This window comes from Pseudomonas sp. MWU347, from assembly GCF_017947305.1.
Lineage (GTDB): Bacteria > Pseudomonadota > Gammaproteobacteria > Pseudomonadales > Pseudomonadaceae > Aquipseudomonas > Aquipseudomonas putida_A.
In genome coordinates, this window is record NZ_JAFGZB010000011.1 from 25,775 (window position 1) to 42,305 (window position 16,531).

13 protein-coding genes are annotated in these 16,531 nt (G+C 59.2%); 5 read left to right on the forward strand and 8 right to left on the reverse strand.

From position 1 onward, the window contains the following. Nucleotides 1-50: 50 nt before the first annotated feature. The 4 genes from KCG87_RS22180 to KCG87_RS22195 form a co-directional block, all read right to left on the reverse strand. The gene (locus KCG87_RS22180; RefSeq protein WP_098967185.1) at nucleotides 51-1,472 is read right to left on the reverse strand and encodes an OprD family porin; all 1,422 of its coding nucleotides are present in this window, start codon (nucleotides 1,470-1,472) and stop codon (nucleotides 51-53) included. Between the two features lie 175 nt (nucleotides 1,473-1,647). Beyond that, entirely contained in the window at nucleotides 1,648-3,246 is a 1,599-nt protein-coding gene (locus tag KCG87_RS22185) for an ABC transporter substrate-binding protein (protein ID WP_098967187.1), read from the reverse strand. A gap of 302 nt (nucleotides 3,247-3,548) precedes the next feature. Next, a complete protein-coding gene (locus tag KCG87_RS22190) occupies nucleotides 3,549-5,174 on the reverse strand; it encodes an ABC transporter substrate-binding protein (RefSeq protein ID WP_027610816.1) in 1,626 nt (541 codons plus the stop codon). A gap of 260 nt (nucleotides 5,175-5,434) precedes the next feature. Beyond that, a complete protein-coding gene (locus KCG87_RS22195) occupies nucleotides 5,435-7,036 on the reverse strand; it encodes an ABC transporter substrate-binding protein (protein ID WP_210558895.1) in 1,602 nt (533 codons plus the stop codon). Between the two features lie 967 nt (nucleotides 7,037-8,003). Between KCG87_RS22195 and KCG87_RS22200 the strand changes: the two genes are divergently transcribed. Then, nucleotides 8,004-8,363 carry a DUF6124 family protein gene (locus KCG87_RS22200; RefSeq protein WP_210558896.1) on the forward strand — a complete coding sequence of 120 codons (360 nt, stop codon included), beginning with the start codon at nucleotides 8,004-8,006 and terminating at the stop codon, nucleotides 8,361-8,363. Nucleotides 8,364-8,533: 170 nt separating this feature from the next. Here KCG87_RS22200 and KCG87_RS22205 read toward each other — a convergent pair whose 3' ends face one another. Then, entirely contained in the window at nucleotides 8,534-9,253 is a 720-nt protein-coding gene (locus KCG87_RS22205) for an SIMPL domain-containing protein (protein ID WP_134785432.1), read from the reverse strand. Between the two features lie 412 nt (nucleotides 9,254-9,665). On the opposite strand from KCG87_RS22205, the gene KCG87_RS22210 reads away from it, so the two are divergent. After that, entirely contained in the window at nucleotides 9,666-10,928 is a 1,263-nt protein-coding gene (locus KCG87_RS22210) for an ATP-binding protein (RefSeq protein WP_210558897.1), read from the forward strand. Further along, entirely contained in the window at nucleotides 10,921-11,481 is a 561-nt protein-coding gene (locus KCG87_RS22215) for a response regulator transcription factor (RefSeq protein ID WP_003221630.1), read from the forward strand. The genes KCG87_RS22210 and KCG87_RS22215 overlap by 8 nt, the downstream gene beginning before the upstream one ends. A gap of 71 nt (nucleotides 11,482-11,552) precedes the next feature. On the opposite strand, the gene KCG87_RS22220 is transcribed toward KCG87_RS22215, so the two are convergent. Continuing rightward, on the reverse strand, nucleotides 11,553-11,879 hold the full coding sequence (locus KCG87_RS22220; protein WP_134785433.1) for a hypothetical protein: 327 nt from the start codon (nucleotides 11,877-11,879) through the stop codon (nucleotides 11,553-11,555). A 270-nt stretch (nucleotides 11,880-12,149) separates the two neighbouring features. On the opposite strand from KCG87_RS22220, the gene KCG87_RS22225 reads away from it, so the two are divergent. Beyond that, the gene (locus KCG87_RS22225) at nucleotides 12,150-13,877 is read left to right on the forward strand and encodes an ABC transporter ATP-binding protein/permease (RefSeq protein ID WP_134785434.1); all 1,728 of its coding nucleotides are present in this window, start codon (nucleotides 12,150-12,152) and stop codon (nucleotides 13,875-13,877) included. Between the two features lie 191 nt (nucleotides 13,878-14,068). Next, nucleotides 14,069-14,818, forward strand: a complete 750-nt coding sequence (locus KCG87_RS22230) for a FadR/GntR family transcriptional regulator (RefSeq protein ID WP_177416188.1) — start codon at nucleotides 14,069-14,071, stop codon at nucleotides 14,816-14,818. Nucleotides 14,819-14,963: 145 nt separating this feature from the next. Here KCG87_RS22230 and KCG87_RS22235 read toward each other — a convergent pair whose 3' ends face one another. Then, a complete protein-coding gene (locus KCG87_RS22235; RefSeq protein ID WP_134785435.1) occupies nucleotides 14,964-15,152 on the reverse strand; it encodes a hypothetical protein in 189 nt (62 codons plus the stop codon). After that, entirely contained in the window at nucleotides 15,149-16,468 is a 1,320-nt protein-coding gene (locus KCG87_RS22240; RefSeq protein ID WP_210558898.1) for a phospholipase, read from the reverse strand. Before KCG87_RS22240 ends, KCG87_RS22235 begins: the two co-directional genes overlap by 4 nt. Nucleotides 16,469-16,531: the final 63 nt, after the last annotated feature.

A 16,531-nucleotide genomic window follows, 5' to 3' on the forward strand; every position in this document is an offset into this window, starting at 1 on the left:
AAAAAACCGAACGGCCGACTCGTCATGAGTCAGCCGTCGGTTGGCGTTTTTTACAGGATGTTGAACGGGATGGTGGTCACGAGACGGAACTCGTTGATGTTGCCGTCAGCCTGGTGCTCGCTCGCGCGGTGAGTGGTGTAAGTCGCGCGAATTGCGGTGGCCTTGAGCGGGCCGCTCTGCACGGCGTAGGAAGCACCGACACCGTATTCGTAGTGGCTTTCGCCATCCATCAGGCTCAGGTCGCCGCGCTTGGCGCCCGGATCGGTGTAGGCGGTGCCGGTGTAGTGAGTACCGTCGATACCCCAGCCGCGAGCTTGGTAGATGTTGAACTTCAGGCCTGGCACGCCGTATTCGGCCATGTTGATGCCGTAGGCGATCTGGAAGGATTTCTCGTTCGGGCCGTTGAAGTCCGACAGCAGGGAGTTGGCCAGGTAGATGCCGTTGGTTTCGTGCAGGTAGTCGAAGTACTCGTCACCGTTCACTTGCTGGTACGAGAAGGTCAGGCTGTGGGCCTGGTGAGTCAGGCCGAACGACAGCGAGTAGGTGTCGTTGTCGATGTTGCCCATCAACTTTTTGCCTTCGTCGACGGTCTTGTAGTAGTTCAGACCGGTGGTCAGGCTTAGTACCTGGCTATCACCCAATTCGTGGGTGCCGCCGAAGTAGTACTGGTTCCAGAAGTCTTCGACGTTGGCTACGTAGAGGCTGGTTTTCAGGCTCTTCAGAGGCTGGTAGTTCACGCCAGCGGTGTAAACCTTGTCGGTTTCAACGCCAGTGGCCGAGTACTCGGTGCGGAACTTCGACAGGCTCTGCTCGGTACGCGGTGAAACACGGTCAAAACCGGCCAGATCGAACGACAGGTTGTTGAATTCTTCGCTGTGCAGGCTGATACCTTCGAAGCTCGAAGGCAGCGGACGGTTGCCGATGACGTCGACGATCGGGGTGCTGAAGTTCTGACGACCCGCGGTCAGCGTGGTGTTGGAAACACGGAACTTGACGTTGGCCAGACCCAGTTTGCTCCACTGGTCAACAGCATCGCCGTCGGAGTGCGCCAGGGTGCGGTTGGAGCCGCCGGCGATGTCCTTGCGGTCACGGTCCAGAACGATGGCGTTGTAGGCGGCGACTTCAGTGCTCACGCCAACGGTGCCTTGGGTGAAGCCCGAGGTGTAGTTGACGATGGTGCCTTGAACCCAGTTGATACGACGCGGGGTTGGCGTTTTCACCACTGGCGAAGTGTTCTTGTCGCTGTTCTTCACATAGCTGAAACGGTCATCCCGACGCTTCAGTTCGTTGGCGTACCAGTTGCGTGTAGTCCCGCCCAGACTTTGTCCATCGATAAAGCCTTTGGCCTCGCTTTGGGCGCTGCTGCCGGCCAGGGTGGTCGGTACGAATTCCTGACTTGCAGGTTCTGCGTACGCCGTAGCGGTGATGCTGCTGATGGCCAGGGCCAGTATCGCGGTGCTGCTCAGTTTCATGGGTGAAGCTCCTTTACTTTCTTTTTATGCCGGCTTTTTTGGGTGGGCCGGTTATTGGTTTAGAACTCATTTCACACATCGCAAACGTTTGCAAAATGCCGGATCGGCGAATTTCGGCAAAGCGCTTGCGTGAGGGGATAGACAGTCCCCTCAGCATTGCGGCTAATCGGTTGGGTTAATCGATACTGACGCCCGAGAACACATTGCGACCGAAGGGGCTGACCTTGAAGCCTTCAACCCGGGCGCTTAACGGCTGGTTGACCGTCGAGTGGGCGACAGGCGTGATCGGCACTTGCTGCTTGAGCAACTGCTGCGCCTGTTTGTAGAGCGTGGTGCGCTGGTCGCGATCGGTGACGACCTTGGCCTCTTTGATCAGCTTGTCGTACGCCGGATCGCACCACATGGAATAGTTGTTGCCGCCAATGGCGTCGCAGCTGTACAGGGTGCCCAGCCAGTTGTCCGGGTCCCCGTTGTCGCCGGTCCAGCCGATCAGGCTGATATCGTGCTCGCCATTCTTGGTGCGCTTGATGTACTCGCCCCATTCGTAGCTGACGATCTTCACTTTCAGACCGATTTTCGCCCAGTCTGCCTGGAGCATTTCGGCCATCAGTTTGGCGTTCGGGTTGTATGGACGCTGTACCGGCATCGCCCACAGGGTGATCTCGGTGCCTTCTTTCACGCCGGCAGCCTTGAGCAGCTCGCGGGCTTTTTCCGGGTTGTAGGCGGCGTCTTTGATGCTGTCGTCGTAGGACCACTGGGTCGGTGGCATGGCGTTGACCGCCAGTTGCCCGGCGCCTTGATAAACAGCGTTGAGAATCCCCTGTTTATTCACCGCCATGTCCAGCGCCTGACGTACTTCGAGCTGGTCGAAGGGCTTGTGGCGCACGTTGTAGGCGATGTAGCCGAGGTTGAAGCCCGGCTTGGAGATCAGCTGCAGTTTCGGGTCGGCCTTCAGCGCTTCAACATCGGCAGGGCGCGGGTGCAGAGTGATCTGGCATTCGCCGGCCTTGAGCTTCTGCACGCGCACCGAAGCGTCGGTGTTGATCGCGAAGATCAGGTTCTTCAGCTTGACCCGGCTCGGGTCCCAGTAGTGCTCGTTACCGGTGTAACGGATATTCGAGTCTTTCTGATAGCTCTTGAACACGAACGGCCCGGTGCCGACCGGCTTCTGGTTGATGTCGCTCGGCTTGCCTTCGGCCAGCAGCTTGTCGGCGTATTCGGCGGACAGGATGGCAGCGAAGCTCATGGCGATGTTCTGGATGAACGCGGCGTCGACGCTGTTGAGCGTGAATTCCACGGTCAGCGGCCCGGTCTTTTCGACCTTGGCAATGTTCTTGTTCAGGCTCATCCCGTTGAAATACGGGAATTCGGTCGGATAAGCCTTACGGAATGGCTGTTGCGGATCGAGCATGCGGTTAAACGTGAACAGCACGTCGTCGGCGTTGAAATCGCGCGTCGGTTTGAAGTACGGCGTTGTATGAAATTTCACACCTTCACGCAGGTGAAAGGTGTACTTGAGACCATCCTCGGAAATATCCCACTTGGTTGCCAGTCCCGGTACGACGTTGGTCGCGCCTTTTTCAAACTCGACCAGGCGGTTGTACAGCGGCTCGGCGGCATCGTTATCGGTGGCCGTCGTGTATTGCGCGGTATCAAAACCCGCCGGGCTGCCTTCGGAGCAGAACACCAGGCTGTTGCTGGCGGCGTAACTGGCGGACGTGGCGGCCAACAGGCCGGCGCCCAGCAGTGCGGAAAAAACCAAGGTATGGCGCATGACGCTCCCTCTTTTTTGTAGTGTTGTTCAATGCACCGCGGTCCCGTCCAGGGACGCTGAGGTGGCATTGAGCTCAATCCAGTACGTACAGCAAGCCGGTGGCCCACGCAGAAACTGGTCAGAACCCGACGGTAGGGGCCGTGGGTCTGGCAGTAAATGCGCTGAGTCCTAAAGACTCGTAGGAAAAGGCAACACGTCATGTACCACCCTGTTAGAGCAAGGTGGAAATGGCTGTAGGCAAATTCCTGGCTAGTCGGCAGAAAAAAACAGCGGCGCCGCTTTAAACGTCGCCGCTGTTTCTTTTAATTGCTGACGCTGACGCCGTAGAAGGAGTTCAAGCCGAATGGGCTGATCTTGAAGTCCTGCACGTTGGCGCGCATGGGTTGATACACCGTCGAGTGAGCGATAGGTGTCATTGGGACTGCATCTTTGAGGACGTGTTGCGCCTGTTTGTACAGTTCGGTGCGCTTGGCCTGGTCGGTAGTGCGTTTGGCTTCCTTGACGAGGCCGTCGAACTTCTTGTCGCACCACTTGGAGAAGTTGTTGCCGCTGAGCGAGTCGCAGCCGAACAGCACGTTCAGCCAGTTGTCCGGATCACCATTGTCACCGCTCCAGCCAATGATCATGGCCTGGTTCTCGCCACCTTTGGAACGCTTGATGTACTCGCCCCACTCGTAGCTGGTGATCTTCACGTTCAGGCCGATCTTCTTCCAGTCGGACTGGAGCATTTCAGCCATCAGCTTGGCGTTCGGGTTGTACGGACGCTGCACCGGCATCGCCCACAGAACGATCTCGGTACCTTCCTTGACGCCAGCTTCCTTGAGCAGTTGCTTGGCTTTTTCAGGATCGTACTTGGCGTCCTTGATGGTGGTGTCGTAGGACCACTGGGTCGGTGGCATGGCGTTGACGGCCAGCTGGCCGGCGCCCTGGTAAACCGAATCGATGATCTGCGGCTTGTTCACCGCCATGTCCAGCGCCTGACGTACGCGCAGGTCAGCCAGCGGGTTAGCCTCGTTGCTGCCCTTGACCTTGTCCATCACGTTGTAGGCGATGTAGCCCAGGTTGAAACCGGCCTGGTCAGGCATCTTCAGGGTCTTGTCGGCCTTCAGCGCCGCGAGATCCGCCGGACGCGGGAACAGGGTGACCTGGCACTCGTTCTTTTTCAGCTTCTGGATACGCACCGACGGGTCGGTGGTGATGGCGAAGATCAGGTTGTCGATCTTCACGTCCTCAGGTTTCCAGTAATCCTTGTTGCCGGTGTAGCGGATGTTCGAGTCTTTCTGGTAGCTCTTGAACACGAACGGGCCAGTGCCGATCGGCTTCTGGTTGATGTCGGCAGCCTTGCCTTCCTTGAGCAGCTGGGCTGCGTACTCGGCGGACTGGATCGAGGCGAAGCTCATGGCCATGTTCTGGATGAACGCGGCGTCGACTTCTTTCAGAGTGAATTTAACGGTGTGGTCGTCGACTTTATCGATCTTGGTGATGTTGGTGTCCATCCCCATGTCGGTGAAGTACGGGAATTCGGTCGGGTACGCCTTACGGAACGGGTCATCCTTGTTAATCATGCGATTGAAGGTGAACAGCACGTCGTCGGCGTTGAACTCACGAGTCGGCTTGAAATACGGGGTGGTGTGGAACTTGACGCCTTCACGCAAGTGGAAGGTGTAAGTCAGGCCGTCCGGGGAAATGTCCCAGCTGGTGGCCAGGCCCGGGATAACGGCGGTGCCGCCACGCTCGAACTGGCTCAGGCGGTTGAACATGGTTTCGGCTGAGGCGTCGAAGTCGGTTCCGGTGGTGTACTGGCCTGGATCAAAACCGGCCGGGCTCCCTTCGGAGCAGAACACCAGGTTAGTCGCAGCGGATGCGAAAGGTGCGGAGGCTAACAAGCCTGCGCCGACTAAAAACGGAATGACCGCGTGTTTAAGCATGTTGGCCTCATGATTTGTTGTCATTTTTTAATATTGAGGTACGACCTCGTGAGTCGTGCCTGCGGATACTTATGCAGGGGCCATACCCAATGCAAGATCCAGAGTGTGAGCGAGCGTTAAACGGTGGCACGTACGTACCTTAATGTCGCATCTGTATAACTTTTGACGCATTTGACCGTTTGCGGGTGGATTTTACGGTGCAAACGAAGCCCCAAAACGGTGCGCTGGTCACGTTGTGCGCGCCGCATTGGGGCTCGGTGTTACTTATTTATACCCACGCCGTAGAAGGGCGTAAGGCCAAACGGACTGATCTTGAAGTCGGTCACTTCCTTGCGCAGCGGCTGGAACACCGTGGAGTTGGCGATCGGGGTGATCGGCACCTGCTGTTTAAGGATCAGTTGCGCCTGTTGATACAGTTTTACCCGTTGCGCCTTGTCGGTGGTCACCTTGGCCTGCTGCACCAGTTTGTCGTAGGCCGGGTCGCACCACTTGGCGTAGTTGCTGCCCTTGACTGCCGCGCAGCTGTAGAGCACGCCGAGCCAGTTGTCCGGGTCGCCGTTGTCACCTGTCCAACCATAGATCATCGCGTCGTGTTCGCCATTTTTCGCACGCTTGATGTACTCGCCCCATTCGTAGCTGACGATGTTGGCCTTGATGCCGATTTTCTCCCAATCCTGCTGGATCATCTGCGCCGACATGCGTGCATTCGGGTTTGAGGCGCGCTGCACCGTCATCGCCCACAGGTTGATGGTGGTACCCGGCGCAACCCCGGCTTCCTTGAGTAGCGCCTTGGCTTTCGCCGGGTCGTATGGCGCGTCCTTGATGTTCGGGTCATACGACCATTGCGCCGGCGGCAAGGCGTTCTGCGCCAGTTGGCCGGCACTCTGGTAAACGGCTTTGATGATTGCCGGTTTGTCGATGGCCATGTCCAGTGCCTGACGGACCTTGAGCTGGTCCAATGGCGGGTGAGTGGTGTTGTAGGCGAGGAAGCCGAGGTTGAATCCGGGCTGCTTGAGCACGCGCAGGTTCGGGTCTTTCTCCATGACTTCGATGTCGGCCGGGCGCGGGTAGCCGCTGACCTGGCATTCGCCGGCCTTGAGTTTCTGCAGGCGTACGGCGGCGTCGGGGGTGATCGAGAAGATCAGGTTGTCGATCTTCACGTCTTCGGGTTTCCAGTAGGCCGGGTTGGCGGCGTAGCGGATCTGCGAATCTTTCTGGTAGCGCTTGAATGCGAACGGGCCGGTGCCCACCGGTTTCTGGTTGAGGTCGGCGGCTTTGCCTTCCTTTAGCAGTTGCGCGGCGTATTCGGCCGATTGCACCGAGGCGAAGCTCATGGCGAGGTTTTGCACGAACGCGGCGTCAACGTTGTTCAGGTTGAAGCGCACGGTCTGATCGTCGATTTTTTCTACCGATTTGATCGTGGTGTTCAGGCCCATGTCGGTGAAGTACGGGGACTCGGCGGGGTAGGCCTTGCGGAAGGCGTTGTCGGGGTCGAGCAGGCGCTGGAAGGTGAACAGTACGTCGTCGGCGTTGAAGTCGCGGGTCGGGGTGAAATATTCCGTTGTGTGGAATTTCACGCCTTGCCGTAAGTGGAAGGTGTATTGCAGGCCGTCGCTGGAGACGTCCCATTTTGTCGCCAGGCCGGGTTCGATGTCGGTGCCGCCGCGCTGGAATTGGGTGAGGCGGTTGAAGACGGTTTCGGCTGAGGCGTCGAAGTCGGTGCCGCTGGTGTATTGGCTGGGGTCGAAGCCTGCCGGGCTGGCTTCGGAGCAGTAGACCAGGGTGGTGGCGGCGTTGGCGATCGGGGCTATGGCGGTGAGTGCGAGGGTGATTAGTAGTGGTTTTAGGGTGAATCTTTCCATGGAGTCCCCGGGATTTGGAGGTGGTTGTTTTTTCAGGTTAGCGGGGATTTGGGTGTGTTCGGAAATATCGTTTTTCTTGTTGGGGTGTCTATCTCGGTATATCTGGGGCTTTTGGGTGTATATCCGTTGCTGCGGTAACGGCGGCTTGGGGTTCCGCCCTTACGGCGGGTCACTTTTTCCAGACGCCGAAAAAGTAACCAAAAAGGCTTGCTCCTGCGTTCGGCCCGCTCGCTGGGGCTCGGGGTGCCTTCGCTGCGGGATCGATCCGGGCGCAGCGCCTCCGGTTTGCTTCGCTGCACCTCCTCTCGCTGTGTTTGGCTGCGCCAAACGGTCGCTGCGCTCCCACCCCCGGATCAATCCCTCCACTCAGTCTTCCGACGTCGCCTTACAGATCAAAAGCCGCAGCCGAGCTAACGCTCATCCTGTTGAGTGGTGAAAGCGGGGGGGCGGCTTTGGTTTTGTGGTGGATTTGCCCCTCATCGGAACGCCGCCCGCCCAGCCCTCTCCCGAGGGAGAGGGGGCCGATTTTTGGGCTTTTCAAAATTGGAGTTCGGCTCGGTATTTCATGTCGGCGTAGCTCCCCCAAATACCTCGGTCAGTCCCCTCTCCCTCCGGGAGAGGGCTAGGGTGAGGGTTGGCTTTTGGCTGTTTAAATCTGTGTCAAATAACCAGAACCTTCCCACAAGGTTTTCAGGTTGTCCCTCGGACGCCAGCTCTCTAGCCTTGGGCTGTCGCTGAAAACTCAGCGATCGGGTGTGAGAACCCGCAGGAACTGTTAATCCACAATCAGTACCACCATAATTGCCGCCGGCATTTCTGCTGCTGCAATGTTCTATGGCGGCTGTGTGCGGGCGGGCTTCGGTCCGGCCGGGCTTGTTCCTACCGGTTTCTCACCCCGCACATTGCTGCCACCACTCCGCCGCGTGAGAAACGGCGAGTGAATGGCTTTTGATTAGGAACGCTATCAATGTCCAAGCCTGTCCCCGATCCACCCCCAGAAACAACCCCACTCACCGAAGCCCTCAACGCCGAAGACCTCGCAAAAAACCGCGAAGCGATCAAACGCGCCCTCGACTTCTACCTCAGCCCCGAAGCTACAAAACCGCGCCCCCCGAGTTCGATGTTCCTCGTCCATCCGGGCATCGACACGGAAAGCCTGCTGGCGCATGCCTGTGAATCCCTGGCCTCGGCCAACACCATGGCCAGCGATTTCGCCGATCAGCTCAGTCGTCCGCAGCGCAATACGGCGCTGGCGATTCAGCAGATCATCATGCTCGCTGAGCTGGCGGTGAATCGGGCGCTGGACCGGGTTGATCCGCAGGCTTGAGACCGCGTTATCGTTCATCGCGAGCAGGCTCACTCCTACAGGGGAACGCATTCCAAATTGTAGGAGTGAGCCTGCTCGCGATGGCGGCGGAACATTCACCACAAAATCCAGGCACAAAAAAACCGGCGATCATTCACTGATCGCCGGTTTTTCATTCAGCCCATATCAATTCACTGCATCAGCACTTCAATCGAGCCATCGGCGGTCAGGCTGACCTGGCTGGTGCCGGCTTCAACTTCTGGCGTGACCGGTGCCGAATCCGCCATGCCGGCGGCTTTCATCATCATCGGGGCGCGCATGTACGGTTGCGGGAAGCCATTGCTGTTGAGGTTCAGGTTGACGATTTTGTAGCCCTTGCCGCCCAGTGCATCGGTGGCCAGTTGCGCGCGGGCCTTGAAGGCGATGACGGCTTCTTTCAGCAACTTGTCCTCGCTGGCCTTGCGGGTCGGCTCGGCGATGGCGAAGTCCATGCCGCCCATTTTCAGGTCGGTCAGCAGTTCGCCGGTGAGTTTGGACAGGGCGGCGAAGTCGGCGCTTTCCAGGCGCAGTTCGGCGCGTTCACGCCAACCGGTGATTTTCTGGCCCTTGGTGTCGTAGATCGGGTAGCTGTTGCGGCTGCCCTGGCGCAGGGTGATGTCTTTGACTTGCTTGGCCTGGGCCAGTGCCTTGTTCATGGTGGTGCTGACGTCGGCGGCGAGTTTGGCCGGGTCGGTGTTTTGCGCTTCGGTGTAGAGCGTCACGATCATCAGGTCGCGGGCCACTTCCTGGCTGACTTCGGCGCGCAGGGAGATCTGGTTGTAGTGCAGCTCATCGGCGGCCAGCGCCGGAAGGCTGGCGATGCTGCCGACGGTCAGGGCGAGAAGGGCGGCGCTGCGGCGAAAGGTGTGCATGAAGGCTCCTTGAATAATGCGCAGGTGTTGGTTCGTCCCTGCGTGAAACCATCAGACTCTAGCTTCTGCGGCCTGGTTCGCCCAGTTACAACTTCTATACAGATGCGCCGGATTAGCCAGGGAGTGTTTTTGTGGCGAGGGGATTTAGCGAAACGTCGCACCGCCCCGATCGGCTGCGAAGCAGTCGCAATTCAGCGGATGCGGTCTGCCTGTGAAAAGCGGATTGCAGGTTTTGGGGCGGCTTCGCCACCCATCGGGGATAAATCCCCTCACCACATTGATCTCGAACAGTCGCGGGAGTAGCCCAATTTACCGCCAACGCCATGTGGTCATTTGCCGCACTTTCGCCTCTCAAAGGCGCGGCTTGGTTATACTCCGTGCGATCCGCCTGGAGCGCTCATCAGGAGAGCTCATGCTCGCCCCCGTAAAACTGACTTCCGCCACTCGCCAGAACCTCTGGCGGCTGACTTTCATTCGCACCCTGGTGCTCGCCGCGCAGGCCGGTTCCGTCGGCCTGGCCTACTGGCTGCAACTGCTGCCGTTGCCGTGGGTGCAACTGGCGATGACCCTCGGCTGCTCGATTCTGCTGTGCGTGTTCACCGCCGTGCGCCTGCGTACTTCATGGCCGGTGACTGAACTCGAATACGCCCTGCAACTGGCCTGCGATCTGGTGATCCACAGTGCGTTGCTGTATTTCTCCGGCGGTTCGACCAACCCGTTCGTTTCCTACTATCTGGTGCCGCTGACCATCGCGGCGGTGACGCTGCCGTGGCGTTATTCGGTGATTCTGTCGGGTATCGCGCTGGCGCTGTACACCGTGATGCTCACGCGTTTCTACCCGTTGGAAACTCTGCCGGTGGCCCGCGAGAACCTGCAGATCTACGGCATGTGGCTGAGCTTCGCGCTGGCGGCTGCGGTCATCACGTTTTTCGCTGCGCGCATGGCTGAAGAGCTGCGTCGTCAGGAAGAATTGCGTGCGATTCGCCGCGAAGAAGGCTTGCGCGATCAGCAATTGCTCGCCGTCGCCACTCAGGCGGCCGGCGCCGCGCATGAACTCGGCACGCCGCTGGCGACCATGAGTGTGTTGCTCAAGGAAATGCAGCAGGATCATCCCGACGCGATGCTGCAGGACGACCTCAAGGTGCTGCAGGACCAGGTCAAACTCTGCAAAGAAACCCTGCAGCAACTGGTGCGCGCCGCCGAAGCCAACCGTCGTATGGCCGTGGAGATGCAGGACGTCACCCAATGGCTCGACGAAGCGCTGAACCGCTGGCACCTGATGCGTCCGGAAGCCAGTTACCGTTTCCAGCGTCTCGGCCAGGGCACGGTGCCGCGCATGGCGCCGCCGCCGGACCTGACCCAGGCGCTGCTCAACCTGCTGAACAATGCCGCCGACGCCTGCCCGGAAAATCTTCAGGTGACGCTGGACTGGGACGCGGAAACCGTGACCATCAGCATTCGTGACCACGGCGCCGGTGTGCCGCTGGCCATCGCCGAGCAGATCGGCAAACCGTTTTTTACCACCAAGGGCAAAGGTTTCGGCCTGGGCCTGTTTTTGAGCAAGGCCAGCGTGACACGCGCCGGAGGCTCAGTGAAACTCTATAGTCATGAGGAAGGCGGCACGCTCACCGAGCTGCGCCTGCCCCACGGCGCCCGAGGAGACCAACATGAGTGACGAAATCCAAGTCGAAGGCGAAGAACTGCCGCATTTGCTGCTGGTCGACGACGACGCAACGTTCACCCGAGTAATGGCCCGTGCCATGGCTCGTCGTGGCTTTCGCGTCAGCACCGCAGGTTCCGCCGAAGAAGGCCTGACCATCGCCCAGGCCGACCTGCCGGACTACGCCGCGCTGGACTTGAAAATGGACGGCGACTCCGGCCTGGTGCTGCTGCCCAAGCTGCTGGAGCTGGACCCGGAAATGCGCGTGGTGATCCTCACCGGTTATTCGAGCATTGCCACCGCGGTCGAAGCGATCAAGCGCGGCGCCTGCAACTACCTGTGCAAACCGGCCGACGCCGACGACGTACTGGCCGCGCTGCTCTCCGAGCACGCCGACCTCGACAGTCTGGTGCCGGAAAACCCGATGTCGGTTGACCGTCTGCAATGGGAGCACATCCAGCGTGTGCTGACCGAACACGAAGGCAACATTTCCGCCACTGCCCGCGCCCTGGGCATGCACCGCCGCACCCTGCAGCGCAAGCTGCAGAAGCGCCCGGTTCGTCGTTGAGAGGTTTTCTGGCCGAATGAGCTGGATTGAATGAAACAGGCGCTACCCTGCATTCGGGTAGCGCCTTGGGTTCAATCTACAACCGTGAAGAATGTTTTTGGCGATGAGTATTGTTTTTCACCCAGTGTCGCTTTGCATTGCGCGTAGAGATCCAGCCCCAACCAGCTTTCCAAGGTAGCTTTTGATACCGGGAGAATAAGCTCGTTGTTTTTACCGCCTTTCTGTTCGGATTTCTTTCCGGAGGCATAACCGATCCAGGCAGCATCGATATGAACCTCGGAGTTTTTGGACCCGAATGTGAATGTAGTTCCCGAATCCCCGAGCTTGCTGATAGACAGTTTGCCATTCCTGATCGAATCGCTGGTTGGAGCATTAAGCGGGTTTTCTTCTTTGTTCATGACCAATTCCTTTCGTTGTCAGAGGGGTAATCTGCTCTCCTGATTCACAGCGAATTCCTTGCAGGAGGCCAGCCCAGTTGATCAGCCTGAATAGCCCCCCTCTACTGTCAACTCTGACAGTCCCGATGAACGGTACGTGCGCTCGCTGCGATACTGAAACCCCCATCAATCTGAACAATCCCTGAATGAGCCAGTCCCACTCTGGCGATAAAACGAACCGATCAACTATGATCGGTGCGTGTCTGTTCTTTTCTTTATCGAGCCTTTTCCATGAATCAGAACGCTGAATATTCCGCGGTCAACGATGCTGTGCGCGGGCAGTTTTTTCGCAAGGTGTGGGCGATCATCACGCCCTACTGGCGCAGTGAAGAGAAGGGCAAGGCCTGGACGCTGCTGATTGCGGTGATCGCGCTCTCGCTGCTGAGCGTGGGCATCTCGGTGTGGTTCAACACCTGGTACAAGGACTTCTACAACGCCCTGCAAAAGAAGGATGAAGCGGCGTTCTGGCGCTTGATTCTGTATTTTTGCGGCATTGCGGCCGTGGCGATTGTCGGTGCCGTGTACCGGCTGTATCTGACCCAGATGCTGACGATTCGCTGGCGGGCCTGGCTCACCGAAAAGCATTTCTCCCGTTGGCTTGCCGACAAGAATTACTACCAGCTGGAGCAGGGCGGTTACACCGATAACCCGGACCAGCGGATTTCAGAAGACCTCAACAAGTTCACCGCCACGACCTTAAGCCTGGGTATTGGCTTGCTGAGCAATGTCGTCAGTCTGGTGTCTTTTTCGATCATCCTCTGGGGTGTATCGGGCAGCATCGAAGTGTTCGGGGTTACGATTCCCGGTTACATGTTCTGGTGTGTGCTGATTTACGCAGGGGTGGGTAGTTGGCTGACGCATTTGATCGGTCGGCGCTTGATCGGCCTGAACAACAGACAACAGCGTTTCGAGGCTGACCTGCGTTTCTCCATGGTTCGAATTCGTGAGAATGCCGAGAGCATCGCGTTGTACAACGGCGAGCCGAACGAGAACCGCCGGCTGAGCAGCCGTTTCGGTCTGGTCTGGCACAACTTCTGGGACATCATGAAAGTGTCCAAACGACTGACCTTCTTTACCGCCGGCTACAGCCAAGCAGCCGTGATCTTTCCGTTTATCGTTGCGGCGCCGCGTTACTTCGCCGGCAAGATCGAGCTGGGTGAACTGATGCAAATCAGCTCGGCATTCGGCAACGTCCAGGAGAGTTTCAGCTGGTTCATCAGCGCCTATCAAGAGCTGGCCTCGTGGCGCGCCACCTGTGATCGTCTGCTGAGTTTCCGTCAGGCCATGACCGATAACGAACAGCGTACGCCGGCCATCGACGTGCAGAATCAGGGCAGTGAATTGCAAGTGCACAACCTCGGTCTGGACTTGGCTGATGGTCGTCATCTGCTGACCAGCGCCGACATGACAGTCGAGCCGGGTGAGCGGGTGATGCTCAGCGGCCGATCCGGCAGCGGCAAGTCGACGTTGCTGCGGGCGATGGGGCATCTGTGGCCGGCGGGCCACGGCAACATCCGGCTGCCGGCGGCGCGTTACCTGTTCCTGCCGCAGAAACCGTACCTGCCGATCGGCACCTTGCGCGAGGCCTTGAGTTATCCACAGCCGGGCGATACCTATGCGCCGGAGCGCTACGCCGAGGTGCTGGAAACTTGCCGACTGCCGCATCTGGTTGCGCGTCTGGACGAAGCCAATCACTGGCAGCGCATGCTGTCGCCGGGTGAGCAGCAACGCCTGGCTTTCGCCCGTGCCATGCTTTACGCACCGCAATGGCTGTACATGGACGAAGCGACGTCGGCGATGGATGAAGAGGATGAGGCAACGTTGTATCAGGCGCTGATCGATCAGTTGCCGGGCCTGAGCATCGTCAGCGTCGGCCACCGCAGCAGCCTGAAGCGTTTCCACCCTAGACATGTGCGGATCGACAGCGGGCATCTGGTGGAGCAGGCCGTGACCGCTTGATCACCACAACCCCCTGTGGGAGCGGGCTTGCTCGCGAAGGCGTCTCTTCAGTCGACAAATCGGTTGCCTGACACACCGCCTTCGCGAGCAAGCCCGCTCCCACATGGGGTAATGTGAGGCGGGATGTGATCGTACAACCCGCCTGCGCTATGATGCCCACCAAGCCGAATTTTCGAGACCAGACGTTGACCATGGAAAACCCGATCGACACTCCACGCCTCCCACGCAAGCGCCGCAGCCTGGCTCAGGAGCTGGTGACGGTGCTGACCGAGCAGATCCGCGACGGTCTGCTCAAGCGCGGCGACAAATTGCCCACCGAGTCGGCGATCATGCAGGAGCACGGCGTCAGCCGCACCGTGGTGCGCGAGGCGATCTCCCGTTTGCAGGCCGCCGGCCAGGTGGAAACCCGCCACGGCATCGGCACCTTTGTGCTCGACACGCCGAGCCCCAGCGGTTTCCGCATCGACCCGGCCACGGTCGTCACCCTGCGTGACGTGCTGGCGATTCTCGAATTGCGCATCAGCCTGGAAGTGGAGTCCGCCGGCCTCGCCGCGCAACGCCGCAGCTCCGAACAACTGGCGACCATGCGCGCCGCCCTCGATGCGCTGAACGACAGCGTGGCCCACGCCAGCGATGCGGTGGCCTCGGACTTCGCCTTCCACCTGGAAATCGCCCTGTCCACCGGCAACCGCTACTTCACAGACATCATGACCCACCTGGGTACCAGCATCATTCCGCGTACGCGGCTGAATTCGGCGCGCCTGGCCCATGATGATCAGCAGCACTACATGAATCGTCTGAGCCGTGAGCACGAAGAGATTTATGACGCAATTGCCCGCCAGGATTCCGATGCGGCGCGGGCGGCCATGCGTCTGCACTTGACCAACAGCCGCGAAAGACTGCGCCAGGCTCATGAAGAGGCGCAGGCGCAGCGCGGATGAGTTTGCAGGTTTGATTCATGTGTTGATTGATCTACCGCTTTCGCGAGCAAGCCCGCTCCCACCCTGGATTTTCGGCAAGCCCGGACTTTGAGTTCAGCCGAGATCCATTGTGGGAGCGGGCTTGCTCGCGAAGGGGCCCGTGAATTCAGCGCGGCAATATCGAGCGATCCACCCTCACTGCCAGTTGCGCTTGCCCCGGCTTGGCAGCAAACGCCACCTCGCCTGATTGATCCACAATACCCCGCGCAATCGGCTTGCCATCTGCCAGCAACTCCAGCGGTGCACCTTGCAGCGACTGTCCCGACGCCAGTTCCAGTTTCAATCTGATCGTCATGCCCATTCTCCTTGATTGACGTTGCCGCTCGGGTGGTAGTCCTTGAGCAGCAGGTAGGTGCTCCAGCCCCACCAGTCATCGATGGTGGCGGTGTCGTTGAGGTTGTTCACGTCTTTGCGCCGCAGCACCTTGCCGCCCTCGACGCGGAACAGCGGCGCGAAGTTATTCGAAAGATTCAGCACCGCCGTCAGATCCGGCAGCCGTTGCAGCGCGGCAAACGTCGAAGGGGCGGGCACGTTGCCGCTGAGGTAAGCGGCGAAGACTTCATCCGCCGAGGCCTGCACCGCCAGGTTGACCTGGGTGCGGTTGTCCGCATCGCTGGCCTCGAAGTAGCGTTTGTCGCCGTAGGCGCGCCATTGATCGCCATGGGCGTTGCGCACTTTGAGGCCGAATTTGCTGTCCTCGTCGTGCATGAAACGGGTCACCAGCGAGCCGAGATCGCTCGGCGTGACCACCGCCGCCATCTCTTTGCGCGGCACCCGCAGATGGCCGGCAGAGAACAGGTCAGTGAGGAAGTGGTCGGCAAATGCGTTCATTGCATAGGCCCGTTTCAGTTGCTGCTCATCGTGAGTGGCGCGGGCCGCGACGGCGGTTTGCAGGGCGGCGGTGTGGCCGGCGATGTAGGCCAGTCTGGCCCATTCGCCGAAGTGGTCGGCGTTGTTCGCCGCCAGTTTCAGATAACGTCCGAGCGGGAACAGCGCGGAGACAAAACTGCCGCCACCGGTGATCTTGTTCCACTCTTCGGACAACGTATCTCCGAGCGCATCGTAGGCTTCGTGCGGTGCTTTGCCGTCCTTGATCGCTTGTTTAACCGCGTCGATCTCTTTTTGCATGACCGCGAGAATCTGCGTGGCCTCGGCGCGGGAGGCCGGCAGCACGGCGAGGGAGTCGAAGGCGGCATTGAAACGGTTCAGGCGATCGGCTGGAGTCGCGCCTTCGTTGATCGGTCGATCGACCACGCCGTAGAAATCTCCAGCCAGCGCCACCACCTGGCCGTAGGTCAGCGCTAGACCGTTGGGCAAGTGCAAGGGCAGGTTTTGCGCGCGAACCGGCTCGACGTTTTCGCTGAAGCGCAGCAGGGTGTTGTCGCCGATGGCCGTGTGTTCAGCGCCTTCAAAGCGCAGTGGTGGTCGAATGTTCAACGCTTTGCCGGGGAGGGCGGTGACCGGTTCGACATCGCCGTGGGCGTCGGCGATGTGCAGCAGCAGATGCGGATTGTCGGTGCTGAAGTGGATGCCGTTTACAGTGAAAAGATCTTCGAATCGGGCGATGACCGGTGTGGGTCTTTCCTGTGGTTTTGCATGCAGTCCGGACATTTCTGGCTCCTTGATATGTCGTCGGTGGATTTATTTTTAGCTGTATGGATATACAGTTAAATC